Annotated in this window: 22 protein-coding genes and 2 tRNA genes; 13 read left to right on the top strand and 11 right to left on the bottom strand. The window is 68.1% G+C overall.

The annotated features are described in order from the left end of the window. Positions 1-65: 65 nt before the first annotated feature. Complete coding sequence (locus EL340_RS06240; protein WP_126413890.1) at positions 66-1,364, top strand: alpha/beta fold hydrolase; 1,299 nt, start codon at positions 66-68, stop codon at positions 1,362-1,364. Positions 1,365-1,451: 87 nt separating this feature from the next. Here EL340_RS06240 and epsC read toward each other — a convergent pair whose 3' ends face one another. The 3 genes from epsC to EL340_RS06225 form a co-directional block, all read right to left on the bottom strand. After that, positions 1,452-2,027, bottom strand: a complete 576-nt coding sequence (epsC, locus tag EL340_RS06235) for a serine O-acetyltransferase EpsC (protein ID WP_126413889.1) — start codon at positions 2,025-2,027, stop codon at positions 1,452-1,454. A 125-nt stretch (positions 2,028-2,152) separates the two neighbouring features. Next, positions 2,153-3,082 carry a cysteine synthase A gene (cysK, locus tag EL340_RS06230; RefSeq protein ID WP_126413888.1) on the bottom strand — a complete coding sequence of 310 codons (930 nt, stop codon included), beginning with the start codon at positions 3,080-3,082 and terminating at the stop codon, positions 2,153-2,155. Positions 3,083-3,674: 592 nt separating this feature from the next. After that, positions 3,675-4,466 carry an IMPACT family protein gene (locus EL340_RS06225; RefSeq protein WP_126413887.1) on the bottom strand — a complete coding sequence of 264 codons (792 nt, stop codon included), beginning with the start codon at positions 4,464-4,466 and terminating at the stop codon, positions 3,675-3,677. 155 nt (positions 4,467-4,621) lie between these two features. On the opposite strand from EL340_RS06225, the gene rpmF reads away from it, so the two are divergent. From rpmF to tig, 5 genes are all read left to right on the top strand, one after another. Then, positions 4,622-4,786 (top strand): 50S ribosomal protein L32, encoded by a 165-nt coding sequence (rpmF, locus tag EL340_RS06220; protein ID WP_003784449.1) that lies wholly within the window; start codon positions 4,622-4,624, stop codon positions 4,784-4,786. A gap of 34 nt (positions 4,787-4,820) precedes the next feature. After that, positions 4,821-4,891: transfer RNA gene (locus EL340_RS06215), tRNA-Gly, on the top strand. Between the two features lie 49 nt (positions 4,892-4,940). Beyond that, positions 4,941-5,014: transfer RNA gene (locus EL340_RS06210), tRNA-Pro, on the top strand. 193 nt (positions 5,015-5,207) lie between these two features. Further along, a complete protein-coding gene (locus EL340_RS15915) occupies positions 5,208-5,405 on the top strand; it encodes a hypothetical protein (protein ID WP_408608567.1) in 198 nt (65 codons plus the stop codon). 168 nt (positions 5,406-5,573) lie between these two features. Further along, the gene (gene tig / locus EL340_RS06200) at positions 5,574-6,956 is read left to right on the top strand and encodes a trigger factor (protein ID WP_126413886.1); all 1,383 of its coding nucleotides are present in this window, start codon (positions 5,574-5,576) and stop codon (positions 6,954-6,956) included. 157 nt (positions 6,957-7,113) lie between these two features. Here tig and EL340_RS06195 read toward each other — a convergent pair whose 3' ends face one another. From EL340_RS06195 to EL340_RS06170, 6 genes are all read right to left on the bottom strand, one after another. Continuing rightward, entirely contained in the window at positions 7,114-8,247 is a 1,134-nt protein-coding gene (locus EL340_RS06195; protein WP_126413885.1) for a glycosyltransferase family 2 protein, read from the bottom strand. Between the two features lie 576 nt (positions 8,248-8,823). Further along, the gene (locus tag EL340_RS06190; protein WP_126413884.1) at positions 8,824-9,192 is read right to left on the bottom strand and encodes a cupin domain-containing protein; all 369 of its coding nucleotides are present in this window, start codon (positions 9,190-9,192) and stop codon (positions 8,824-8,826) included. A 58-nt stretch (positions 9,193-9,250) separates the two neighbouring features. Beyond that, a complete protein-coding gene (locus tag EL340_RS06185; protein WP_126413883.1) occupies positions 9,251-10,033 on the bottom strand; it encodes an ABC transporter permease in 783 nt (260 codons plus the stop codon). Then, a complete protein-coding gene (locus EL340_RS06180; RefSeq protein WP_126415347.1) occupies positions 10,030-11,040 on the bottom strand; it encodes an ABC transporter substrate-binding protein in 1,011 nt (336 codons plus the stop codon). The genes EL340_RS06185 and EL340_RS06180 overlap by 4 nt, the downstream gene beginning before the upstream one ends. 207 nt (positions 11,041-11,247) lie before the next feature. Beyond that, entirely contained in the window at positions 11,248-11,922 is a 675-nt protein-coding gene (locus tag EL340_RS06175) for an ATP-binding cassette domain-containing protein (RefSeq protein ID WP_126413882.1), read from the bottom strand. Then, positions 11,919-12,806 (bottom strand): class I SAM-dependent methyltransferase, encoded by an 888-nt coding sequence (locus tag EL340_RS06170; RefSeq protein ID WP_126413881.1) that lies wholly within the window; start codon positions 12,804-12,806, stop codon positions 11,919-11,921. Before EL340_RS06170 ends, EL340_RS06175 begins: the two co-directional genes overlap by 4 nt. 421 nt (positions 12,807-13,227) lie before the next feature. Between EL340_RS06170 and EL340_RS06165 the strand changes: the two genes are divergently transcribed. The 4 genes from EL340_RS06165 (at position 13,228) to EL340_RS06150 (ending at position 16,463) form a co-directional block, all read left to right on the top strand. Continuing rightward, positions 13,228-13,866, top strand: coding sequence for an ATP-dependent Clp protease proteolytic subunit (locus tag EL340_RS06165; protein ID WP_009404125.1), 639 nt, complete (start codon positions 13,228-13,230; stop codon positions 13,864-13,866). Position 13,867: 1 nt separating this feature from the next. Beyond that, positions 13,868-14,542: an ATP-dependent Clp protease proteolytic subunit gene (locus EL340_RS06160; protein ID WP_126413880.1), complete on the top strand. Its 675-nt coding sequence runs from the start codon at positions 13,868-13,870 to the stop codon at positions 14,540-14,542. Between the two features lie 266 nt (positions 14,543-14,808). Beyond that, positions 14,809-16,110 (top strand): ATP-dependent Clp protease ATP-binding subunit ClpX, encoded by a 1,302-nt coding sequence (gene clpX, locus EL340_RS06155; protein WP_126413879.1) that lies wholly within the window; start codon positions 14,809-14,811, stop codon positions 16,108-16,110. Continuing rightward, positions 16,107-16,463: a chorismate mutase gene (locus tag EL340_RS06150; RefSeq protein WP_126413878.1), complete on the top strand. Its 357-nt coding sequence runs from the start codon at positions 16,107-16,109 to the stop codon at positions 16,461-16,463. Before clpX ends, EL340_RS06150 begins: the two co-directional genes overlap by 4 nt. Positions 16,464-16,468: 5 nt before the next feature. Here EL340_RS06150 and EL340_RS06145 read toward each other — a convergent pair whose 3' ends face one another. Together EL340_RS06145 and EL340_RS06140 are read right to left on the bottom strand one after the other, a co-directional pair. Continuing rightward, a complete protein-coding gene (locus tag EL340_RS06145) occupies positions 16,469-18,370 on the bottom strand; it encodes an AMP-dependent synthetase/ligase (RefSeq protein WP_126413877.1) in 1,902 nt (633 codons plus the stop codon). Positions 18,371-18,407: 37 nt separating this feature from the next. Beyond that, positions 18,408-20,237 carry an AMP-dependent synthetase/ligase gene (locus tag EL340_RS06140; RefSeq protein WP_126413876.1) on the bottom strand — a complete coding sequence of 610 codons (1,830 nt, stop codon included), beginning with the start codon at positions 20,235-20,237 and terminating at the stop codon, positions 18,408-18,410. A 374-nt stretch (positions 20,238-20,611) separates the two neighbouring features. Here EL340_RS06140 and EL340_RS06135 point away from each other — a divergent pair, with 374 nt between their 5' ends. The 3 genes from EL340_RS06135 (at position 20,612) to EL340_RS06125 (ending at position 23,907) form a co-directional block, all read left to right on the top strand. After that, on the top strand, positions 20,612-21,907 hold the full coding sequence (locus EL340_RS06135; protein WP_126413875.1) for an ABC transporter substrate-binding protein: 1,296 nt from the start codon (positions 20,612-20,614) through the stop codon (positions 21,905-21,907). A gap of 102 nt (positions 21,908-22,009) precedes the next feature. After that, entirely contained in the window at positions 22,010-23,047 is a 1,038-nt protein-coding gene (locus tag EL340_RS06130) for a carbohydrate ABC transporter permease (RefSeq protein ID WP_126413874.1), read from the top strand. Then, positions 23,044-23,907 (top strand): carbohydrate ABC transporter permease, encoded by an 864-nt coding sequence (locus tag EL340_RS06125; RefSeq protein ID WP_126413873.1) that lies wholly within the window; start codon positions 23,044-23,046, stop codon positions 23,905-23,907. Before EL340_RS06130 ends, EL340_RS06125 begins: the two co-directional genes overlap by 4 nt. Positions 23,908-24,060 lie beyond the last annotated feature (153 nt).

Below are 24,060 nucleotides of genomic sequence, written 5' to 3'. Positions count from 1 at the left end.
CGTACGCCGGCCGCACGACCAGGAGGGTCGGGCTGCGGGGCCGGCGCAGGACATAAGGTGTCCGCATGTCGACCCCTTCGCCCCGCCTCCACTCCTCGAGCTGGTCCTCTCAGACCGTCGGCCTGCTGACCCGGGAGCACCATCTGGACGTACCCCTGGACCGCAGCGGACAAGGCGACCCGGCCCCGGACGGAACGACCTCCATCACCGTCTACGCCCGCGAGATCTCGGCCGCGGGCACCGACCCGCTCTCACGGCCACCGCTCGTCTTCCTCCAGGGAGGGCCGGGCTGCGAGGCTCCCCGACCCAGCGCCGACGCCGGCCTGGGCTGGATCGGTGCGATCCTGGAGCACTACCGGCTCATCCTCATCGACCAGCGCGGCACGGGCGCCTCCAGCCCGGTGGACCGGCCCGATGCCGCCGGTACGCCCGCGGCCACCGCCCGGCTGCTCACTCACCTGCGGGCCGACGAGATCGTCGAGGACTGCGAGGACCTGCGCCGCGGCCTGGGTCTGGAGCGCTGGAGCCTGCTGGGACAGTCCTTCGGAGGGTTCTGCGTCACCCGCTACCTGTCCGAGCACGCCGAGAGCCTTGAGACCGTCTACATCACCGGGGGCCTTCCCGCCGTCGGGCACGGCATCGAGGAGGTCTATGCCCTCAGCTACGAGGCGATGCGCGTCAAGAGCGAGGACTACTACGCCCGTTACCCCCAGGACCGCGACCGGATGGCGCGCCTGTCCGAGCTGGCCGGCCGCGGTGAGCTGACCACGGCGAGTGGAGACGTCGTCGGGCCCGAGCGCCTGCGCTCGCTGGGCGCCCTGCTGGGAGGGGCCGGGGGAGCGGACACGATTCACTACCTCCTGGAGCGCGACCCCGCCTCCTGGACCTTCCGCTACGACCTGGGACAGTCCTTGGCCTTCGGCGGCAGGTTCCCGCTCTACGCCGTCATTCACGAGTCCTGCTGGGCCGACGCCGCCACCACCGACTGGGCCGCCCAGCGCGTGCGTCCGGCGGCCTTCGACAACGACCCCACGCTGCTGACCGGTGAGCACGTGCGCCGTGAGGTCTTCCTGGAGGACACCGGTCTGCGCCCCTGGCTGGAGGTGGTCGACCTCCTGGCGGCGCACGAGTGGCCGTCGCTCTACGATCCGGCCCGTCTCGGGGCCGCGACGACTCCCGGGGCTGCCGCCGTCTACGCCCGCGACGTGTTCGTGCCGATGACCACCTCGCTGGAGACGGCCGCGCTCATCCCCGGCCTGCGCACCTGGATCACCAGCGAGTACGAGCACGACGGCTCACGCGCCTCCGGCGGCAGGGTCTTCAACCGCCTGCGCGACCTGGCCGCAGGAGTAACCGCCCGCTGACCGGGATCCGGTCAGCGGGCGGTCGGGGCCTGTGAGCGCGTGACGAGGGGGCCGGTCCGTCACAGCCTCCGGACGGCGCAGATGTACTCAGATGTAGATGGTCGGATCCATCATGAGCTCGGGATCGGTGCGGGGGTCCCGGGCTCGGCTGGGGACGCCCACCGCGACGTGCCCCTGAGGCAGGTTCTTCACCAGGACCGCGTTGGCCCCGACCTTGGCCCCGTCCTCGACGACGACCGGGCCCAGAACCTTGGCGCCGGCGCCGATCTGCACGTCGTTACCGATGGTGGGGTGACGCTTGCCCGGGCTCATGGACACCCCGCCCAGGGTCACTCCGTGGAACATGAGGACGTCATCGCCGACCTCGGCGGTCTCGCCGATGACCACGCCCATGCCGTGGTCGATGAAGAAGCGCTCGCCGATCTTCGCCGCCGGGTGGATCTCGATACCGGTGAGGTTGCGGGCGGCCTGGGACAGGGCCCGGGCCGCGAACCGGTGCCCCTTGTGCCACAGCTTGTGAGCGGCTCGGTGAGCCCACAGGGCGTGGACACCCGGGTACAGGAGAGCCACCTCCACGTTGGAACGGGCGGCGGGGTCGCGTCTGCGGGCTGTGGCCAGGTCCTCGCGGGCCAGGTCCAGCAGGGACCGGTGGGAGTTGTGCATGGTGTGCTCCTGAGATGGGTGACGGTGCGGCCCAGGTCGGCTTGTCAGCCTTCACCTCACCCGCTGCGCCGATGACAACACCGACGGCGGCTCACCTGTTCCCAGGCTCGCCGCCGTCGGAGTCGTCAGTCGAGGTAGTCCTTGTACAGAGGCGTGGTCAGGTAACGCTCACCGGTGTCCGGAAGAACGGTGACGATGGTCTTGCCCTCCAGCTCAGGGCGCCTGGCCAGCTCACTGGCGGCGGCCAGGGCGGCACCCGAGGAGATGCCCACGAGGAGTCCCTCCTCCGCCGCAGCGCGCCGCGCGTAGGTGATGGCCGTCTCGGAGTCGATGTGGAGCAGCTCGTCCCAGATGCCCTGGTCGAGGATCTCGGGGACCACGTTGGGGCCCAGGCCCTGGATCTTGTGGGGAGCCGCCTGGCCCTCGCTCAGCAGCGGGGACTCGGAGGGCTCGACGCCGTAGATCTTGACCTCGGGCTTCTCCTGACGCAGTACCTGGCCCACGCCGGTCAGCGTGCCTCCGGTGCCGATACCGGCCACGAACACGTCGATGTCGCCCCCGGTCTGCTCCAGGATCTCCCGGGCCGTGGTCTCGCGGTGGACCTTGGGGTTGGCGGGGTTGGTGAACTGGGAGGCCAGGATCGAGTTGGGGGTGGCGGCCTGAATCTCCTCGGCGCGCTTGACGGCCCCGGCCACGCCGCCCTCGGTGGTCAGCACCAGCTCGGCGCCGAAGGCGCGCATGATGGCTCGCCGTTCCTTGGACATGGTCTCGGGCATGGTGATGATGACCTTGTAGCCCAGGGCCGCGCCCACCATGGCCAGGCCGACCCCGGTGTTGCCGGAGGTCGCCTCCACGATGGTGCCGCCAGGCTTGAGGGCACCGGACTCCTCCGCGGCGCGGACGATGGACAGGGCGATGCGGTCCTTGACCGAGGAGGCCGGTTCGAAGGCCTCCACCTTGGCCAGCACGGTGGCGGGGGCGCCATCGGTCACGCGGTTGATACGAACCAGCGGAGTGTTTCCAACCAGGGCGGTTGCGTCGGATGCGAAGGTCATAGTGACGTCCTTAGGGGTTGCGAGTCGGGTGGGCTCTCGGTACCGGTACCGGCCCGCCAAGGGGCGGGGCGGCTCCGGGGCGTGAGAGCCCGTGAGAGAAGAAGGTGGGGGGGACGGTCCGCATCCGTCAACGAGGTGCCACGTCGTATTCGTCATCCAGGTGGCGAGAACAGCAGGAATGGCCGCCTGCTCCGGGAGCGCCGGGCATGCGCGCAGCGGTACGCGCACAGATGTCGTGGCCTGGCGCCCTACCGACACCGGCAGCAGCAACACATGGGCGCGCAGGGCGCGGACGGCACGGAGAACGCGGAGAACATGGTGCGCATGACGGTCGTGGCCATCATGGGTCCTCCTGTCCCGAGGGCGCCTGACTGCGCCTGCCTGTGTCTGAACTGCTCGTGAGCTCCTCCGGGACCCTCGCGCCCCGGCGGCTGCTGGAACCATACCCCGTGTCCGACGGCGATCGCCACATCCGCTCCTCGCCTGTGTCACATCGTGGTCGTCCGCCTCTCGTGTCCCCGGGCGTGCTGCGGTCGCCCGTCCCCGAGCGCCTCCAGCGTCATCAGTCGCGGTCGGTGCCGGGCGGCTGCGGTTACCGGGCCGACGGTGCCGGGACCTCGACCAGCCTGCTCCCTGCGGGTTCGGGCTGGCCCTCACCTCGCGTCAGGGCCGCCAGGGAGGCCTGAAGCCGTGCAGGGTCGGACCAGGACGTGGCCAGGACGAGGACCGCGTGGGTCGGGCCCCAGATCGTCTCCTCGACGCGGATGGCCGGCGTGGTCTCAGGGCCGGCGTCTGCTGCCGCCGGACCGGGCGCCCCGGCTTGGTCTCGTGAGCGCAGCTCCGCCTCGATCCTGCCGGCCTGGGCGACCGGCACCCGCAGGTCCCACAGGTGGAGCCGGGTCAGGACCACGCGCGAGGCCCGTTCGAGCGCCTGAGCGGTGGCCTCCGAGTAGGCGCGCACCAGCCCGCCGGTTCCCAGGAGCGTCCCGCCGAAGTAGCGGGTGACGACGACGGTCGTGTTGGCCAGCCCCGTTCCCCGCAGCACGTCGAGCATGGGCTGGCCCGCCGTGCCGGAGGGCTCGCCGTCGTCGTTGGAGCGCTCGGTGGGCTGGTGCGAAGCGGTCAGGGCATCGGCCTGTGAGAGGTCGGTGAGCGTCATCGCCGAGCAGTGGTGGCGCGCGTCGGAGTAGGCGGAGCGCACGCGGGCGATGAACTCGCGGGCCTCGTCCATGGAGTCCGTGCGGCAGGCGCGAGCCAGGAAGTGCGACCTCCTGACCTCCAGGTCGATCTCGGGCTGCTCGCCCCGGGCCGGCGTCAGGAGCCCGGGTGGCCCCTGTGTCTGAGACGGATGGTCGGACGGTGCGTGAGGGGCGTGCGAGGCCATGGGACGATCCTCGCACGGGCGGGTGCGGGATCGATGTCACACGCATTGAGACGGTCCTGGACTGGAAGCCGTCACGTCAATGTCGTTATGGTGTCCCTCGGTCCAGTTTCGAGGGATCATCTGATCCCTGTGGTTTATGAGAGAGGAGCGGGCCCATGGCAGTGCCGAAGCGGAAGATGTCCCGCAGCAACACCCGCAACCGCCGCTCGCAGTGGAAGGCCAAGCTCACCGAGCTCAACACCATCCGCGTCCAGGGCCGCGAGATCTCCGTGCCCCGCCGTCTGGCACGGGCCTACAAGGAGGGTCTCATCGAGCAGTGAGGCTGTCGGTGGAGGGTGTCAGCCCTTCATCCTTGCGGGTGTAGCTCAATGGTAGAGCCTCTGCCTTCCAAGCAGATTGCGCGGGTTCGATTCCCGTCACCCGCTCTGTGAGCCGAAAGGGGCCGCCTCCTCGGCGGTCCCTTTCGTCACGTCACGGGCTGTGGCGCAGTTTGGTAGCGCACCTGCTTTGGGAGCAGGGGGCCGCGGGTTCAAATCCCGCCAGCCCGACCCCTCGCCGTGCGGGAGTCGGCGCGCGTGCTTGCCGGCTGGTCGGCCCGCAGGCATACCGCGCTGCGGGGCTCTACGCTGAGGGCATGCCCTCGTACCGATCGATTCTTACGGTGACCGTGCTCAAGTCAAGGAGGGGCACCGGCCTGAGGACGTCGAGTCCGCCGCCCGCAGCGCCATGAGGAGAACGACCGTGCTGGAGTCCTTCCGGGTCGACGTGGCGTGCGGCGAGCCCCGGGTGACGGTTCGCTTCACCGGTTCGGATGACGCCGAGGCCCGCCGGGTGCACGCCGACGTCGTCGAGGCGGTCGAGAAGGTCGCCCGGGTTGAACGGGCCTGGCCGGCCGTCGTCGCCGGCGGCCGGAGCGTGCCGCTCGGCCCGGAGCGGTGACGGGGCGGGGCCCTGTGTCCAGACTCATGTGCCAGGTGCGGGCGCATCATCGATCCTACTGCCGGTTTGCCCTAAGATGGCACGGATTGACGCCACAGACGCGCGTCCGCCGAACGCTTCCGAAGGCTTCGGTGTTACCGCAGAACTCAGACCTTGGGAGCAACCCCCGTGAAGACCACTGTCGAGAATCTTGACCCCAGTCGCATCAAGCTGACCGTCGAGGTCCCCTATGAGGAGCTCAAGCCCAGCCTTGATGCCGCTTACAAGGAGATCGGCTCCCAGATCCAGGTTCCCGGCTTTCGCCGCGGCCACGTCCCCAACCGGGTCATCGACCAGCGGGTCGGTCGTGGAGCCGTCATCCAGGAGGCTGTCAACAACAAGCTCTCCGACTTCTACCGGGACGCCATCACCGAGGCCGAGCGGGTTCCCATGCTCCAGCCCGAGGTTGACGTCGTCGAGCTGCCCAATGCCACCGGTGAGAACGGCGGCCAGCTCGCCTTCACCGCCGAGGTCACCGTCCGTCCCGTCATCGAGCTGCCGGACCTGAGCAAGACCGAGCTGACCGTCGACGCCGTCGAGGTGACCGACGAGGACGTCGACGCCGAGCTGGACAACCTGCGCGCCCGCTTCGGCTCCCTGAAGTCCGTCGGCCGTAAGGCCAAGACGGGCGACTTCGTCACCATCGATCTCAAGGCCGTCATCGACGGCGAGGAGGTCGACTCCATCTCGGGCGTCTCCTACGAGATCGGCAAGGGCAACATGCTCAAGGGCCTGGACACCGCCCTGCGCGGCCTCACGACCGACGAGTCCGCCACCTTCACCACCGAGCTGGCCGGTGGCGAGCACGCGGGTGAGCAGGCCGAGGTCACCGTGACCGCCACCGCCGTCAAGCAGCGCGAGTTGCCCAAGGTCGATGACGAGCTCGCCCAGCTCGCCTCCGAGTTCGACACCGTCGAGGAGCTGCGCGAGGACCTCGTCAAGCAGGTCACCGAGCGCAAGACCGGTGAGCAGGCCGTCGCCGCCCGTGACGCCCTGCTCGAGCAGCTGCGTAGTGAGGTCACCTTCGACGTCCCCGAGGCCGTCGTCGAGGCCGAGATCGCCCAGCACCTCCAGGCCGAGGGCAAGGAGGGCGACGACGAGCACGCCAAGGAGATCCGCGAGGACATCGTCACGGGCGTACGCGACCAGATCATCCTCGACGTCCTGGCCGAGGACCTCAAGATCGGCGTGGCTCAGGACGAGCTCCTCGAGTTCCTCTTCCAGACCGCCCAGCAGTACGGCATGGAGCCCGCTCAGTTCCTCCAGGGCGCTCAGCAGGCCGGCCAGATCCCCGCCTTCGTCTCCGAGGTCGCCCGCAACAAGTCCCTGGCCATGGCGCTGCGTCAGGCCAAGGTCGTCGACTCCAAGGGTGAGACCGTGAACCTGTCCGCCTACATCGGTTCTGACGAGGACGATGCCGCGGCCGCCGCTGAGGCCGCCGCCGTTGCTGCTGCTGAGGTCACCGCCGAGGACGACGCCGACGACGCCGCCGAGGGCGACGCAGCCGAGTGAGCTCGTAGTGAGCTGACCGGAGAGCGGACGGAGAGGCCGTCCTGCTCCGGTCGGAAGCTGTAGGACGTCGGTGGGCCCACCTCCTCAAGGAGGTGGGCCCACCGACTTTTTTGTGTCTGTGACCGCGCCGTGCTGATCCGGCGCAGCTGCCGGAGAATCAGCCGGCGGTCACCAGCTCCTTGCGCTTGGGACGAATGACTCCGAAATTGCGCTCGGGAATCGCCATCTTGAAGTAGTACACCACCCCGATGGGAACCACGATGAGACTGACGAAGAGGCAGTAGAAGGGCTGGAAGATGAGCCACTTGTTCCCGTGGTCCCAGTGAAGCCACACGATCGCGGCGTAGTAGATGAACAGTGCGAGCAGGAGCGTCCAACCGGGAGTGACAACAGCGATCCATCTGAGGATGAACATACTGATCACGACGATGCCGCTGTACAGCCACAGGAAGGGGTGCTGGAAGACGAACCTGAAGTTGATGATGAAAAGCCGGAAGGATCCGCCGCTCCACGCAATTCGCTGGCGCCACCAGGCGTACAGCGTGTCAGGGGCATTGGTGTTGACGTGGGCAAGAATGTGGACCGCCTTGTATCCCAGGGCGTCCCCGATAATGCCGGACTCGATGTCGTTGCCCTGGAAGAACAGGGAGTGGCGGGCCATGATCTGGCGCATGACGTCGGTCTTGCCGATGTGAAGGGCGCCGCTGAGCAGCCAGGGCATGATTCTGCGGGCGCGCATGGAGACGACGTACTCGTGGCGCTGCATCTGGACGATGAAGGGCCCCTTCTTCTGGGGCACGATGGTGACCGAGGCGAAGTCCGCCCTGGTGGACACCAGGGCACCGATGATCTGGGTCAACGGCTCCTGAGCCGTGGTGTCGGCGTCAAGGCAGACGGTGTAGGAGTTGAGCGGGGCGGCCAGCAGCGCGTCTCGGACCACGGTGTCCCTGGTGATGCCGGAGGTGCTCCGCTTGCGTCCCACCTTGCGGGGAACGTACTCGCTTCGGAAGATCCGGAATCCGTAGCGAATGGCGATGTCCTCGAGGTCTCGATAGAACTCCTCCGACTCCCCGGAGGTCGTGCACAGTACCACCCGATCACCGTAGGGATGCAGGTAGTCCGCGTTCTGGAGGTACTTGACGTTGCCGTAGATCGGCACGAGGACACTGAAGTCCTCCGAGCTGATGCTGGGATCCAGCTTTACCGCCTTGTACCACTTCGAGGTAACACCGGCCCATATGTCAATTCCGATCCAGAATAGGATTCCCACCAGCAGGGTGATGACGATCATTCGGCGGTCCTCTCTGGTGCATGGAATTGTGCGGGCGTGCTGGACACTGGTAACCCCTTACTGGGTGGTGCGGCAGGCGGAAGGCGTGACGATCGGGAGGGAGTGGGATTATTGAAGAGTAAAAGAATGTGGTAGACTGGTTGAGCAGAGAAGTGAGGGATGGGATCGTCAGACATGCAGGCCCTCGTGGAGTTCTCTGTTGTTCTCTGGGTGGATAAAATCGATAGTGCCACGCCCGCCCGGCATGTGCCACGGTGTGGGAAGCGAGTCACGTCAAGATCTCGGGCACCCACAACCTAGCCTACGGAAGGTTTAGTTTTCCTACAAGGGAGCGTGAGTCGCCTGACCGCCCTCTTCTGCCTGAAGATGTGCGTGAGGCGTGATACCGCGCGTGATGCTCGTGGTCGAGAGGAATCCCACTGCTCCTACAACGCACCCTGACATACTTCTAGTTTTGCGGATCCCACAGGAATGGGCGGGGTACGGAGGGCTCAGCGCTCCGTACCCCGCCCATCTGGCCGCTGCCGCTCCGCCGGGTCGGCGGACTCATTGACGGCCGAGGCGCTGCGCACCGCCTCACTTCACGGCCGTCGCCTTGATCTCGTCGACGTCGACCATCACCAGCTGCATGCGGCACGGTGTCACGGCCGTCAGGGCGTGGCGGTCGTTGGGGGCCAGGTAGATGACGTCCCCGGTGCTCATTCGCTCGGTGCGCTCGCCGATGGAGAAGTCCATCTCGCCCTCCAGCAGCGTGACCACCACGGCGCGAGGAGAGGCGTGCTCGGTGAGGGCCTGACCGGCGTCGAAGGTGAAGACGACGGTGCGAAGGATGTCGTTGTTGACGACGACTCGTGAGGTCGTGGCCTCGTCGGAGATCGGGAGGGCGTCGTTGAGGCCGAGCCGGAACAGGGACTCGGTGGACGGGGTGGTCGAAGAGGGGGACATCTGGGCTCCTTCGGTGTGGTTGATGACGGATGGGTGACGGTTGGTGAGAGCGTGTGGGCTACGAGGGCTGGGATGAGCGTGCCATGAGGCGACGACGCAATGGACGCAGGACGCACAGCTCAAGCATGAGCGTTAGTGCGGCCATGATGACGGACAGGGCGAAGACGTCGGCAGTCTCCAGGTTGGTGCGCGCCTGCTGGACCTCCGCGCCGAGCCCCGTCGGGGTGCTCAGGAGCTCTGCCATGACCGTCACCCTCACGGACTGCCCGACGGCGACCGTCACGGCAGACAGTACCGGCGGTGCGACCGCAGGCAGAATCACTCGGCGGATCGTCCACGGACGGGACTTGGAGAAGACCGTCGCCATCTCCAGCAGATCGCCGTCGACGTTGAGGACCGCGTCGCGCATGGAGGCCACCAGCAGCGGCAGGGTGACCAGGGTGACGACCAGGATGACGACTCCCGCAGTCGGGCCGAGCCAGATCATCCCGACCACGACGAGCACGATCGGTGGTACCGCCATGAGGACCTGCACCCAGGAGTCCAGCAGCTCGCGCAGCCAGGTCCAGGTGCCCAGCGCCCAGCCCGTCGGGATGCCGATGAGGCAGGACAGCCCCAGGCCGACGACGGCTCTGGAGAGAGTCAGCCACAGCGTCCAGCCCAGGTCGCCGTCGTCGATGAGTCCCAGGAAGGCGCGCCAGGTCGCCTCCGGGCCGGGGAGCGCGTACTCGGGCTGGTCCAGAGCGGCCCAGTGCCAGATGAGGATCGCCAGGCCAATGCCGGCCCACCACAGGAACCGGGCGCGCCAGCGTGCGAGGGCGGAAGGCCGGTCCGGGGTCACCGAGGGTCTTTCAGGTAGAAGTCGTCGGCCGGCATCCTGCCGCCGACGATGTCCGGGTTGATGGTGGACAGCCGGGTGTAGAAGTCGACCAGCTGGTCCTTGGCCTGGGCCGCGGGGACCAGGTTCAGCTGGAGGCGGGGGATCACCTCGGTGACGATCGGTGCAGGAACCTCAGTCCGCTGGGAGATGGCGCTGACGGTCTCCTCGCAGGCTGCGTTGGTGGCCGCGATGCAGGCCTCCACCTCGTTGAGGACCGCCCCGACCGCCTGAGAGCTGGAGTCCGTGATCTCCTGCGGCATGACGAGCCCGGCCATGGGGAACTTCGCCTCCCCACCGGTCACCTCGGACCAGATCTGCTGGAGGTCGGCCGTCCGCTCCAGGACCTTGCCCTGCTGCTTGGCCCTGGCCAGGCTGACGCTGGCGGGATGCTCCGGAAGGACCGCGAACTCGGCGTTGCCCGCCAGAAGGTTGGACAGGGCCTCCTGACCATCGGTGTAGCTCTGGATCGTCAGGTCCTTGTCCGTGTCCCAGCCCTTCTGCCCGAGCAGATAGCGGAAGACGAGGTCCGGCATGTTGTTCGGCATGGGCACGGCCACGGTCTTGCCGCGCAGGGCCTCGAGACCCTGCGCCGACGAGCCCTCCGGGCCGACGACGTAGAGCATGCCCCACACCTGCATCGCCACCAGGCGCAGCGGGACGCCCTTGTTGAACAGGTTCGCCGCCGCGTAGGACGGGGTGGCGGCCAGGTCCGTCTGCTTCTGCATGAGCAGCGTCCTCATCACGTCGATGCTCGACCAGTTCTCCACCGTGGCCCTGCCGATCGTCGGAGCCAGCTTGCCCTGCTGGCCGAACAGCGTCATCGGCGCCATGTAGGCCAGGGTGGTGGGAACGTGCACGCGCAGGGTGTCGATATGCCCGCCCGTCCCGCTGGAGGAGGCCTTGCCCGAGCGCGATGAGCAGGCCGACAGGAGCGCCGGCGACAAGAGGCCGAGTCCGGCCATGGTCATGAGGGAACGACGCCCGATCGGTACTGCCAGGGCGCGTGCGGTGTCGGCGCGTGAGTTGCTGCGGCTGGTCGTGGTGGTGGTCAAGGTGCCGGGTCCTTCGTGGTCGAGATGGGTGAGGGTGAGGATGTAGGAGGGGTTGTGGGAGAAAAGAGGGGGCATGCGAAGGGCTCGGAAGGTTCCAGGGCGCCTGCTGCCGGTCTCCGAGGCTCAGGCGGACAGGTGCCAGGTTCCCGGTGGGCCGTCGAGCCGGAGGTGGAGGTGGGAGACCTCCTCGGCCTCGTCGGGGTCGTGGGTGACCCAGACGGTGACGACGTCCTGGTCGGCGAGCAGGGCGATGAGGTCGGCCCGCAGCGCGGTGGCCAGGGGGCGGTCCAGGGCGGAGAAGGGCTCGTCCACCAGGAGCAGGGCCGGTTGCGTGGACAGTGCCCGGGCGATGGACACCCGCTGGCGCATGCCGCCGGACAGACGGGCCGGCGGGAGGTGGCCGGCCGAGGCGAGTCCCACCCGCTCAAGCCACTGGACGGCTGTCAGGTCCGGCGTCGGGCCGCCCACGACCAGGGAGATGTTGCGGTGCGCCGAGTACCAGGGCATGAGCCGCGGCTCCTGGAAGACCTGGGACAGGCGGCCGTCGGGGCGGGAGACGGTGCCGGCGTCCGTGCCCGACAGGCCCGAGATCGCCCGCAGCAGTGTCGTCTTTCCGGCGCCGGAGGCACCGGTGACTGCCAGGGTCTGCCCGGGGCCGACCGTGACGGACAGGTCCTTCACCAGGGTCAGGCCCCGGCGGATCATCGTCACGCGCTCGAGCCTGAGCTCGCCGCGGCCCTCATCGCGCTGCGCCGCCCGGCCCTCAAGGGCCGGGGTGGTTGCCGCAGTGCCCGTCATGAAGCGGAAGCCTCGCGGTCAGGGGCGCCCTTGGCCGCCTCGGCCGCGTCGGGCTCCTGGTCCGTCACGGTGCTCTCTGCATGGTTATCAGCGTGGTTCTCCCCGGGCTTCGCTGCGGGGGAGCCGGGCTTGCGGGCGACCATGCCGATGGCGCACAGGGCCTCACCCTGGAGGCGGAAGCTCTGCCGCATGGCGTTGACCCTCTCTCGCGCCCCTGGGGTGCTCCGCACGGCGCGCCAGAATCGCAGAGCGCCCAGGACTCCCTCGTCCTCGACGATGCGCGAGGGCTCGAGCAGGCTCATCGAGGCGGTGCCGGTCCAGGTCACCTCGAGCCCCGCCTCACGCAGCAGCTCCTCCCAGGCCGGCTCGGTCAGGGGTCGGGCTCCGACCTTGATCGTGCGGGAGATGCTTCTGCGGATCTCCTCGAGTTCCTCGGGGGAGCGGTCCGCGCGCAGGGCCAGCTCATGGATCGCGTAGCGGCCGCCCGGCGCCAGGATGCGAGCGACCTCCGCGATGATCTCGCGCTTGTGGTCGTCGGACTGGATCGTCAGCATCGCCTCGCCGACGACGAGGTCCGCGCTGTCGTCGGGCAGGCCGGTCTCGGCGGCGTCCGCCACGACGTACTCGGCCTCGGTCCGCTGGCCGTGGGTGGCAAGGACGTCCGCGACCTGCTCGCGACCCTCGGGATTGGGGTCCACGCCCTTGTAGGAGGTGGGACGCGCCGCCAGGAGGATCTCGGCGGTCCTGCCAACACCGGGGCCCAGCTCGACGACGCGATCGGCCGACGTCGGCTCGGCGGCCTCCAGCAGACGCCGGGTCAGACCTATTCCGCCCGGGCGCAGAACTCTCTTGCCGAGCGTGGCCAGCAGCCAGTGCCCCTGCATGCGCTGCGCCTCGGGTCCTTGCCTGGTTCCGCGCTCCGAAGGGGATCCGGCGGGGGAGGCGGTCGATGCCGCCTCCGGCTTCGGTGGCTGATGCGCTTCCACGGTTCGTCCTCCTTGGTCCGCGTGCCGCCGGGGCGCACGGGCCGCATCCGCATAAATAGGTAATGGAAGACTATCGTATATGTTTGTTATAACAAGAAGATGTGGGGTTGGTCATGTTTTGGATGCCCCTCCTGAGGGTGTGGGGCGAGCGGTCGTCGGTGCTCGGCGTCGGGGGGTGGGGCCTCGGCCCAGGGCTGCCGCGGGCCGGGGTCGGGCTCGGGGCCCGCACCTGCGCCGTGGGCGAAAAGGGCGTCATGGCGGGCATAGTGGATGGGCGGGCCGCGTTAGCGTTGGCGATACCGAACATGAGAGGACTGACGTGAGCGAGCTCTATACACCCGCTGCGGTCGCCCCGCCCCAGGCAGCCGACGCCAACGGTGCAGGCTTGGGGCTGACCGACTCCATCTACAACCGCCTCCTCAAGGAGCGCATCATCTGGCTCGGTTCCGAGGTGCGTGACGACAACGCCAACGCCATCTGCGCCCAGATGCTGCTGCTGGCCGCCGAGGACCCTGAGCGGGACATCTACCTCTACATCAACAGCCCCGGCGGCTCAGTCACCGCGGGCATGGCCATCTACGACACCATGCAGTACGTCCAGCCCGATGTCGCCACCGTGGCCACGGGGCTCGCCGCCTCCATGGGGCAGCACCTGCTGTCGGCCGGCGCCAAGGGCAAGCGCTACCTCACCCCCCACGCCCGGGTGCTCATGCACCAGCCCTCTGGCGGTGCCGGGGGCTCGGCCACAGACATCCGCATCAACGCCGACCTCATCATCAAGATGAAGCAGGAGCTCGCGGAGATCACGGCGGCCAACACCGGTCACACGGTGGAGGAGATCATCGCCGACTCCGACCGTGACCACTGGTTCTCGGCCCAGGAGGCCCTCGAGTACGGCTTCGTCGACCACATCGTGCGCTCCAGCCGGGAGATCGGCAAGCAGAACGGAGACAACTGACATGTCCTCGACCCGTCCCTACTTCGAGGCCGTCGCCCGTCAGGCCGGCGCCATGCCGCAGGCCCGCTACGTGCTGCCCCAGTTCGAGGAGCGCACCGCCTACGGCTTCAAGCGCCAGGACCCCTACGCCAAGCTCTTCGAGGACCGCATCGTCTTCATGGGCGTCCAGGTCGACGACGCCTCGGCCGACGACATCATGGCCCAGCTTCTGGTCCTGGAGTCCCAGGACCCCGACGGCCTCATCACCATGTACATCAACAGCCCCGGCGGATCCTTCACGGCGCTGACGGCCATCTACGACACCATGCAGTACATCAAGCCGCAGGTGCAGACCGTCTGCCTGGGACAGGCCGCCTCCGCCGCCGCCGTGCTCCTCGCCGCCGGCAGCCCGGGCAAGCGTCTGGCCCTGCCCAACGCGCGCGTCCTCATCCACCAGCCCGCCATGGAGGGGATGCAGGGGCAGGCCAGCGACATCGAGATCGTCGCCGACGAGATCGACCGCATGCGCTCCTGGCTGGAGGACACGCTGGCGTCGCACACCGGTCAGGACCGCGAGAAGATCCACGCCGACCTCGAGCGGGACAAGATCCTCACGGCCGCGGCAGCCAAGGACTACGGGATCGTGGACCAGGTGCTCACCTCGCGCAAGACACCGGCCTCCCCGCACTCCTCCTGAGCCTCGGGCGAGGCGGTCGCAGGGTACCTGAGACTGTATCGAGACCGCGTTGAGACCGCGTAAGGCGCTCCCGCCGGCTTCCGGCGGGAGCGCTGACCGTGCAGCCGGTGAAAATCAAACGCACAAACGCTGGCAGCGTGGTGCTCAACATGGCATATTGCGGACTGGACACGCCGCCATGTGCTGGGTGCACCTGCCGCCTCAGCCCGTAGGCTGGCGCAGGGCCCGCCCGGGCACGGGGACCGATGACGAATCTGGAGGAAACTGTGGCACGTAACGCTGAGAGTGTGGATCTGCTCAAGTGCTCCTTCTGCGGAAAGAGCCAGAAGCAGGTCAAGAAGCTCATCGCCGGGCCCGGTGTCTACATCTGCGACGAGTGCATCGAGCTGTGCAACGAGATCGTCGATGAGGAGCTGGGCGAGTCCGGTGCCGGTGTTCCTCTCGAGCTGCCCAAGCCCCAGGAGATCTTCGACTTCCTCAACCAGTACGTCATCGGTCAGGAGGCCGCCAAGCGCGCCATGAGCGTGGCGGTCTACAACCACTACAAGCGCGTGCAGGTCAAGGAGCGCTCCGTGGCCGAGGGTGACGGCCTGGAGCTGGGCAAGTCCAACATCCTCCTGCTGGGGCCGACCGGAACCGGCAAGACCCACCTGGCCCGCACCCTGGCCCGCCTCCTTGATGTCCCCTTCGCCATTGTTGACGCCACCGCCCTGACCGAGGCCGGTTACGTGGGCGAGGACGTGGAGAACATCCTCCTCAAGCTCATCCAGGCCGCCGACGGTGACGTCAAGCGCGCCGAGAAGGGCATCATCTACATCGACGAGATCGACAAGATCGGCCGCAAGGCGGAGAACCCCTCCATCACCCGCGACGTCTCGGGCGAGGGCGTCCAGCAGGCGCTGCTCAAGATCATCGAGGGCACGACGGCCTCCGTGCCCCCGGGGGGTGGGCGCAAGCACCCGCACCAGGAGTTCCTGGAGATCGACACCACCAACATCCTCTTCATCGCCGCCGGCGCCTTCGCCGGGATCGAGGAGATCGTGCGCCAGCGCCAGCGCAAGGAGTCCGGCGCCCAGATGGTGGGCTTCGGCGCGCAGCTGGGCGTCAGCACGGGCTCACAGGACATCTTCACCTCCCCGGTGCGCCCCGAGGACCTTCACAAGTTCGGGCTCATTCCCGAGTTCATCGGCCGCCTGCCCGTCATCGCCACCGTCCAGGACCTGGGTGTGCGCGAGCTCGTACGCGTCATGACCGAGCCCAAGAACGCCCTGGTGTCCCAGTACCAGTACCTCTTCAGCCTCGACGGCGTCGAGCTCGAGCTGACCGACGCCGCCATCGAGGCGGTGGCCTCTCTCGCCCTGGAGCGCAAGACCGGGGCCCGCGGACTGACCTCCATCGTGGAGGAGGTCCTGGGGCAGGCCATGTTCGAGGTTCCCTCCCTGCCTGAGGTCGGACGCGTCGTCGTCGACGCCGATGCCGTCAGAGGTACCGGGAAGCCCCGTTACCAGGCGGGCTCGGGCACGCTGCGCTCGACCGTCAAGGTGGGGGAGCGGAGCCGGACCGCATGAGCGCGGGACAGGCCGGCGTCCCCCCGCAGCTGGCCGTCTACCGTGCCACCATCGACAACCTGGATGCTGCCCTCGTTCATCTCCTGGCCGAGCGCTTCCGCTGCACCCAGCAGGTGGGCCTGCTCAAGGCTCAGCTGGACCTGCCGCCGGCCGATCCCGGGCGCGAGCGCCAGCAGGTGGCGCGACTGCGGGCGCTGGCCGAGGAGTCCGGCCTCGACCCGGTCTTCGCCGAGAAGTTCTTCGCCTTCATCGTCGCTGAGGTCATCCAGCACCACGAGGAGATCCGCGACGGTCACGAGGCTGAGCGCGCCCGGCAGGCGGAGCTGCCAGAACCGACGGAGGCAGTTACGTAGGGCCTTCAGCCCTTCGAGGGCGTGGCGGAGGCACTCGGTGTCAGTGGTGTGCGCGTGTAGAGCGCGTCGATCTCGGCCGCGAAGCGCTTCTCCGCCTCGGCGCGGCGCACCTTGAGCGAGGGCGTGAGCAGGCCGTTGGCCACCGTGAAGTCCGTGGGCAGCACCTCGAAGGTGCGGATCGACTCGGCCCGTGAGACCGCTTCATTGGTCCTGGCCACCGCCCGTTCCAGGGCGGCGCGCACCCGCGGGTCCTGGGCTGCGTCGACGACGGTCATCTCCTCCAGGCCGTGGGAGCTCAGCCACAGCGGCAGCATCTCCGCGTCCAGGGTGACGAGCGCTCCGACGCAGGGACGGTTCTCCCCGACCACGAGCACCTGACTGACCAGCGGGTGCCCCCGAAGCCGGTCCTCCAGGGGAGCCGGGGCGACGTTCTTGCCGCCGGCAGTGACGATGAGCTCCTTCTTGCGCCCCGTGATCCGCAGGAACCCCTCGGCGCCCTCGAAGGAACCGATGTCACCGGTGCGCAGCCAGCCGTCGTCGGTGAAGGCCTCGGCGGTGGCCTCGGGATTGTTGTGGTAGCCGGCGAAGGTGCCGATGCCGCGAACCAGGATCTCCCCGTCGTCGCCCAGGCGGATCGCGCAGCCGGGAAGCGGTGTGCCGACGGTTCCGATCCGGGTGGCACCGGGCAGGTTGACCGAGCACGGCCCCATGGTCTCGGTCAGGCCGTAGCCCTCCAGGACGCTCACCCCGGCGCCGCGGTAGAAGTGCCCCAGGCGCTCACCCAGCGGCCCGCCACCCGAGATGACATGGCTGACCTGCCCGCCCAGGACGGAGCGCAGGGTGGAGAAGACGAGTCGGTCGAAGGCGGCGCGCTGAGCCTTGAGCCTGCGTGAGGGCCCCTCGGGGGTGTCCAGGGCGCGCGAGTAGGCGATCGCGGTCTTGGCGGCCAGGCGGAAGACCTTCTGCCTGGCTCCACTCGCCTTGGCGTCCGCGGCGTTGTAGATCTTCTCGAAGACACGTGGCACGGCCAGAACCGCGGTGGGCCGGAAGGACCCCAGGTCCGCCACGAGGTTGCGCACGTCGGGCACGTGCCCCAGCACGCCCGAGCGCGAGCACACGATCGCGATCTCCACGAACCGTCCCAGGACGTGGGCCAGGGGAAGGAACAGCAGGAAGCGGACCTCGTCCCCGCCCAGCACCTCGGGCACGTGCGGGCAGACGTTGACGCACAGGTGCACCAGGTTGCCGTGACTGAGCTCGACGCCCTTGGGCCGGCCCGTGGTGCCCGAGGTGTAGACGATCGTGGCCAGGGACTGCGAGGTCAGGGCCGCGGTGCGCCGATCGAGCTCCTCGGCATCCACGCCGCGGCCGGACTCGATGAGCCCCAGGACGTCCTCGCGCTCGATGCACAGGACCTGCAGCTCCGCCAGCTCGGGCACCGTGGAGGCCAGCGCGCCGACCATCGAGGCCATGGCCTCGTTCTCCACGACGATGAGGCGCACCCCGGCGTCGGTGAGGATCCACTGGGCCTGCTCGGCCGAGGAGGTCTCGTAGACGGGGACCACCACCAGGCCCGCCTCCCAGGCGGCGAAGTCCAGCAGCGTCCACTCGTATGACGTGTGCGACATGATGCCGACGGCGTCGCCGGGCTCAAGACCCCTGGCCACCAGCCCCGCGGCCACCTCCCGAACCTGGGCGCGGAAGGCGCCGGCGCTCATCTCGCGCCAGCGCCGCCCCAGCGGGGAGGTCCGGGCGATGAGCCCGCCGTCGGGATTGCGGCGCACGCGCTCAGCCAGCGCCCAGGGCGTCGTCATGCCCTCGTGAACCGGAACCAGGAGCTCGGTGACGTGCTCCCCGGACGGGGCGGAGGAGACGGCGTCGGCCGGGGACGTGGAGGCGTCGGTCATGGTTGTAAGTATGCCCACCCAGAACGGTTGATGACGTCTACTCCTGCGGTCCCTTGCGCGTTGAGCCGTAGATGTCCGCGATGACGTCGGCGTGAGCCTCCATCACCGGGCCTCGTTTGACCTTCAGCGACGGGGTGAGCAGGCCGTTGGCCTCGGTGAAGTCGGTGGTCAGCACCCGGAAGGTGCGGATCGACTCGGCTCGTGAGACCGCGCGGTTCGTGCGCGCCACCGCCCGGTCCAGGGCGGCGAGCACCTGCGGGTGGGCGGAGGCCTCGATGACGTCCATGGCCGGCAGCCCGTGGTTGCGCAGCCACTGGGGAAGCATCTCCTTGTCCAGCGTGATGAGCGCGGCGATGAAGGGCTCCCCGTCCCCGACGACGAGCACCTGGCTGACGAGCGGGTGGCCGCGCAGCCGGTCCTCGAGCTGGGTGGGGGCGACGTTCTTGCCGCCGGCGGTGACGATGAGCTCCTTCTTGCGCCCGGTGATGCGCAGGTAGCCGTCCTCGTCGAGGGCACCGATGTCACCGGTGCGGAACCAGCCGTCGGCGGTGAAGGACTCGGCGGTGGCCTCGGGGTTGTTGTGGTAGGCGGAGAACACGCCCAGGCCCCGGACCTGGATCTCGTCGTCCTCGCCGATACGGATCTCGTTGCCGCACACGGGCGGGCCGACAGTGCCGATCTTGTTGAGCCAGTCGGCGTTGACGCTGACCGGGCCGATCGTCTCGGTCAGGCCGTAGCCCTCCAGGATGACCAGTCCCAGGCCGCGGTAGAAGTGGCCCAGGCGCTGCCCCAGCGGGCCTCCGCCGGAAATGATGAAACGAGCGTTGGGGCCCATGAGGGCGCGGATCCTGCGGAAGACCAGACGATCGGCCACCGCGTGCGCCCGCCGCAGGCGGCGGGAGGGGCCCTCGGGGGTGTCCAGGGCACGGGAGTAGGCGATGGCGACCTTGGCGGCCCAGCGGAACAGCTTGAGCCTCGCCCCACCGCCGGCCTTGGCGTCCGCGGCGTTGTAGATCTTCTCCAGGACGCGGGGAACGGCCAGGACGTAGGAGGGGGCGAAGGACTGCAGGTCCGGCAGGAGCGTCTTGACGTCGGGCGTGTGCCCCAGCACGCCCTCCCCGGCCAGGGACAGCAGCTGCAGGCAACGGGCGTAGACGTGGGCCAGCGGCAGGAACAGCAGCAGGCGCACGTTGCCGCCCCACAGGACACCGGGCAGGTAGCGCACCCCGTGGTAGGGGATGCCGACGGCGTTGCGGTGAGTGAGCTCCACCCCCTTGGGACGACCGGTCGTGCCGGAGGTGTAGATGATGGAGTAGACGTCGTCGACCCTCAGGGCGTTGGAGCGCTCATCGACCTGGGAGGGGCTGATGCCCGAACCGGCCTGGACGATCGTGGTGATGGCGTCGGAGTCCAGCGCCAGGACCTCCACCGTCTTCCCGACGGCGGCGACGGCACCCCGCACGAGCTCGGCCAGGGTCCCGCTCTCGGTAATGACTAGACGCACGTCGGAGTCGGTGATGATCCACTCGACCTGCTCGGCCGAGCTCGTCTCGTAGATGGGTACCGAGATCAGGCCCGCGCGGGCGATCGCCATGTCCAGCAGGAACCAGTCGTAGGAGGTGTGCGCCATGATGCCGACGGCGCTGCCCGCCTGAAGCCCCATGCCGATGAGCCCCGCGGCCACGTGGGCGACCTCCTCGCCGAAGACCCGGGCGGAGACCTCCTGCCAGTCCCCTGACACGGAGGACTTGCGGGCCACGAGCGGCTTGTCGCCGCTGCGGGCGATGCGGTCGGCGAGCAGCCACGGAACCGACCAGTGCTCCTCCGGCTGGAAGGGGATCTCGGTACTGGAGACCCCGCCGGTCATACGGCCGGGGTAGCGTGGGGCCTGGTGCTGGTGCCGTGGGGCGAGGAGGGGCGAGAGCTCACGGCCTCATTGTGTCAGCCCGTTCGACAGGGGACGCTCCGTTGAGGTGAGAGAACGAGGGGGCGGCTGTGGAGGTTTTCACAGGTGGTGCCGGGTGGTCTCGTGGCGATCACAGGGCATCGTCGTCGGGCCTGCCGTGCCGGGGCTGAGGCGTTGTCCCCGAGGGGGCGGGAAGAACGAATACGAAACGGTTTGACCGGCCGGTCACGGGTGTGTAACGTAAGTCTCATGCCCTAGTCGACGCGCGTCGACGATGTGGGTCCTTCCGGAACGGAGCCGGTGGGCTCCGAAGCAGTTTCAAGGAGGAAACACGCATGACACCCCTACCCCGTCGTCAGTTCATCCAGGGCTCGGCCCTGGCGGCGGCGCTGGCCTCCATCGCGGCCTGCTCCACCTCCAGCGGGAACGACGACGACGGCCCCGTCACCTTTGAAGGCACCGGACCGATCACCTGGGTCCAGGGCAAGGACAACTCAGCCGGCAAGGTCCAGGCCAGGATCGATGAGTGGAACAAGGCCAACCCGGGTGAGGAGGTCAAGCTCATCGAGCTCTCCGCCGAGGCCGACCAGCAGCGCACCGCCTTCGTCAACGCCGCCAGGATCAACTCCAACGCCTACGACGTCATCTCACTGGACAACGTCTGGGTCTCCGAGTTCGCTGCCAACCGGTGGGTGGTCGAGCTGCCCGAGGACGAGCTCAAGAACGACGACATCCTCGATCCCGTGTGGAAGACGGGCGTCTACAAGGACAAGCTCTTCGCGGTCCCCTTCGCCACCGACGCCCCGGTCATGTTCTACCGCAAGGACTTCCTGGCCGAGGCTGGCGTCGAGGTCCCCACGACCTGGGACGAGGTCAAGGCCGCCATCGACAAGGTGAGGGCCCTTCCCGGCCATGAGAGCATCGGCGGCTTCGGTGGGCAGTTCGCCAAGTATGAGGGGCTGACCTGCTGCGCCTCGGAGTTCATCCACACCGCCGGCGGCGGCTTCTACGACGCCGACAACCAGGTCATCGTCGACTCCAGTGAGTCGGTTACCGGCCTGCAGTGGCTCGTCGACGGCTTCTCCCAGGGCTACATCCCCAAGGAGTCCCTGGAGTGGAAGGAGGAGGACGGCCGTAACGCCTTCGAGAAGAGCGACCTCCTCTTCTACCGCCAGTGGCCCTACCAGTACGCCAACAACAAGGAGGCCCTGGGGACGGACAAGTTCGACGTCGCCGCCCTGCCGAGCATCAACAGCAAGGACTTCGTCCCCACCCTGGGCGGGCACAACTGCGCTATCGCCAAGGGCTCGAAGAACAAGGCCACCGCGCTGAAGTTCGTCAAGTGGTGGATCAGCGAGGAGTCCCAGCGATACCAGCTGCAGACCCAGACGCTCGCCCCGATTCTCGGCTCGCTCTACGACGATCCTGAGCTCCTCAAGGACTTCCCCTACCTGCCGATCCTCAAGCAGAGTCTTGAGAACGCCAAGAGCCGTCCCCAGGCCGTCTACTACGGCGACGTCACCGCGAAGATCCAGGACAACATCTACCCCACGATCCAGCAGCCGGGAAGCCGCTCCTCCCAGGACGTCATCACCGCGCTGAGCAACGACCTGAAGAAGCTGGAGGGCTAGCCCCAGCCACGGCTGCTGCCGCGGGCAGCGCCCCTGAGACAAACCGGTCATGTCAAGAAAGACAGTTAAAAGGACAGTCAAAAGGACGGTCAAAGGACACTCATGAGTACAACGACGCACTCCGAACAAGTCGTCAACCGCCAGTCCAAGAGCTCCAAGGCGCAGGCCCGTCTGGCCTGGCTGCTCATCTCGCCGACGGTGCTGGTGCTGACCATCGTCATTCTCATCCCCATCGCCCAGTCCCTCTACCAGTCGCTCTTCGGGCGGCCCCGCCTGCAGGACGACGGCTTCTTCTCCACCACCGAGCCCTTCGTGGGCCTGAAGAACTACACCGACATCTTCTCCAGCGCAGGGGAGAGGTTCTGGGTCGCCTTCTACAACACGACCCTCTTCGGCGTGGTCACCGTGGTCCTGGAGACCGTTCTCGGTGTGGCCATGGCGCTCATCATGCACAAGGCCATGAAGGGGCGCGGCATCGTGCGCGCCTCCATCCTCGTGCCCTGGGCGATCCCCACCGCCGTCTCCGCGATCCTGTGGGGCTGGATCTTCAACCAGAACGGCGTCGCCAACGCGATCCTGGGCCAGCACGTCATGTGGGCCTCGGGTGACCTGAGCGCCAAGACGGCCATCATCATCGCCGACGTGTGGAAGACGGCGCCCTACATCGGTCTGCTCACCCTGGCCGGGCTCCAGCTCATCCCCGACGAGGTCTACGAGGCGGCCAAGATCGACGGCGCGAGCGCCTGGAAGCGCTTCACCTCCATCACCCTCCCGCTGGTCAAGCCGGCGCTCGTGGTGGCCGTGGTCTTCCGGGCCCTGGACGCCCTGCGCATGTTCGACCTGCCCTACATCCTCATCGGCCCCAGGAAGAGCAGCGTGGAGACCCTCTCGATGCTCGTGCAGGACGAGAGCTCCAACTCCCGCTACGGCAGTGCCGCGGCCTACGCCCTCATCCTGTTCCTCTACGTCTTCGTCTTCGCCGTCGCCTTCCTGAAGATCACCAACACCGACCTCAGCGGCAACGATGAGGCTCGGCGCAAGCGCAATGAGCGCAAGCTGCCGGTCAGCGCCTTCTTCAAGCGCTCCGGCTCCTCCACCCCGGCCTCCCAGACGGCTACTGAAAGGAGCCAGCAGGCATGAGCACCTCAACCGCCGCACCGGTCAACAAGACCAAGAGAGACTGGGGAAGCGTCTTCTCCACCGTCGGTATCGTCCTCATCGTCATCTACTGCCTGGCGCCCTTCTACTGGATGCTGGTCTCCTCGCTGCGCCCCGACAGCGAGATCTTCGAGAACAGCTGGTGGCCCCGCAACCCCTCCCTGGAGAACTACAAGGCGGTCTTCTCCTCGAAGAACGACTTCGGCAACGGCCTCATCAACTCCCTCATCGTCTCGATCGTCGTGACGATCGTGGCGCTGGCCGTGGCCACCTTCACCGCCTACGCCCTGGCGCGCCTCGACTTCCGCGGCAAGGGCCTGCTGATGCTCCTCATCATCGCCACCTCGATGTTCCCGCTCGTGGCCATCATCGTGCCGCTGCTGAAGAACTTCGCCGCCTGGGGCTGGACGGACACCTACCAGGCGATGATCATTCCGGACCTGTCCTTCTCGCTGCCACTGGCCGTGTGGAACCTGACGAGCTTCTTCAGGCAGATGCCCCAGGAGCTCGAGCAGTCCGCCATGGTCGACGGCTGCACCCCCGGACAGGCCTTCCGCAAGGTCATCCTCCCACTGGCCGCGCCGGGCATCTTCACCACCGCCATCATCATCTTCATCGGCGCCTGGAACGAGTTCCTCGTGGCCGTCACGATGATCATCAACCCCTCGATGCAGCCGGCTACCGTGCTGCTGTCGAAGTTCACCGGGGACTCCCAGTTCAACACGCCCTTCGGCTCCCAGATGGCGGCCGGCGTCATCATGACGCTGCCGTTGGTCCTCATGGTGCTCTTCTTCCAGCGCCGCATCGTGGCGGGACTGGCCGCCGGCGGTCTCAAGCAGTAGGGCCGAGGCCGCCCGAACCCGCGCTGTAGGGTTCGCACGTCACAGCGTCTCTCTGCGGGGCGGCAGCGCCGCGCCGCCGCCCCGCGGAGAACGTCTGGGGCACTCGTCGTCCGTCTCAGCCGTCTCCTTCCGGCTCCTTAGCCCTCACCTCGC

Source organism: Actinomyces viscosus (assembly GCF_900637975.1).
Classification (GTDB): Bacteria; Actinomycetota; Actinomycetes; order Actinomycetales; family Actinomycetaceae; genus Actinomyces; species Actinomyces viscosus.
This window is presented reverse-complemented; position numbering and strand designations above follow the sequence as displayed.

Excerpts from the sequence above, each read along its gene's own strand:
- EL340_RS06190 (WP_126413884.1), bottom strand. The coding sequence starts at position 9,192 with ATGTCCCCCTCTTCGACCACCCCGTCCACCGAGTCCCTGTTCCGGCTC.
- EL340_RS06240 (WP_126413890.1), top strand. The coding sequence starts at position 66 with ATGTCGACCCCTTCGCCCCGCCTCCACTCCTCGAGCTGGTCCTCTCAG.
- EL340_RS06225 (WP_126413887.1), bottom strand. The coding sequence starts at position 4,466 with ATGGCCTCGCACGCCCCTCACGCACCGTCCGACCATCCGTCTCAGACA.
- epsC (WP_126413889.1), bottom strand. The coding sequence starts at position 2,027 with ATGCACAACTCCCACCGGTCCCTGCTGGACCTGGCCCGCGAGGACCTG.
- EL340_RS06135 (WP_126413875.1), top strand. The coding sequence starts at position 20,612 with ATGACACCCCTACCCCGTCGTCAGTTCATCCAGGGCTCGGCCCTGGCG.
- EL340_RS06150 (WP_126413878.1), top strand. The coding sequence starts at position 16,107 with ATGAGCGCGGGACAGGCCGGCGTCCCCCCGCAGCTGGCCGTCTACCGT.
- cysK (WP_126413888.1), bottom strand. The coding sequence starts at position 3,082 with ATGACCTTCGCATCCGACGCAACCGCCCTGGTTGGAAACACTCCGCTG.
- EL340_RS06175 (WP_126413882.1), bottom strand. The coding sequence starts at position 11,922 with ATGACGGGCACTGCGGCAACCACCCCGGCCCTTGAGGGCCGGGCGGCG.
- rpmF (WP_003784449.1), top strand. The coding sequence starts at position 4,622 with ATGGCAGTGCCGAAGCGGAAGATGTCCCGCAGCAACACCCGCAACCGC.
- EL340_RS06140 (WP_126413876.1), bottom strand. The coding sequence starts at position 20,237 with ATGACCGGCGGGGTCTCCAGTACCGAGATCCCCTTCCAGCCGGAGGAG.
- EL340_RS06130 (WP_126413874.1), top strand. The coding sequence starts at position 22,010 with ATGAGTACAACGACGCACTCCGAACAAGTCGTCAACCGCCAGTCCAAG.
- EL340_RS06195 (WP_126413885.1), bottom strand. The coding sequence starts at position 8,247 with ATGATCGTCATCACCCTGCTGGTGGGAATCCTATTCTGGATCGGAATT.
- EL340_RS06125 (WP_126413873.1), top strand. The coding sequence starts at position 23,044 with ATGAGCACCTCAACCGCCGCACCGGTCAACAAGACCAAGAGAGACTGG.
- EL340_RS06180 (WP_126415347.1), bottom strand. The coding sequence starts at position 11,040 with ATGACCATGGCCGGACTCGGCCTCTTGTCGCCGGCGCTCCTGTCGGCC.
- EL340_RS06170 (WP_126413881.1), bottom strand. The coding sequence starts at position 12,806 with ATGCAGGGGCACTGGCTGCTGGCCACGCTCGGCAAGAGAGTTCTGCGC.
- EL340_RS06160 (WP_126413880.1), top strand. The coding sequence starts at position 13,868 with ATGTCCTCGACCCGTCCCTACTTCGAGGCCGTCGCCCGTCAGGCCGGC.
- EL340_RS06145 (WP_126413877.1), bottom strand. The coding sequence starts at position 18,370 with ATGACCGACGCCTCCACGTCCCCGGCCGACGCCGTCTCCTCCGCCCCG.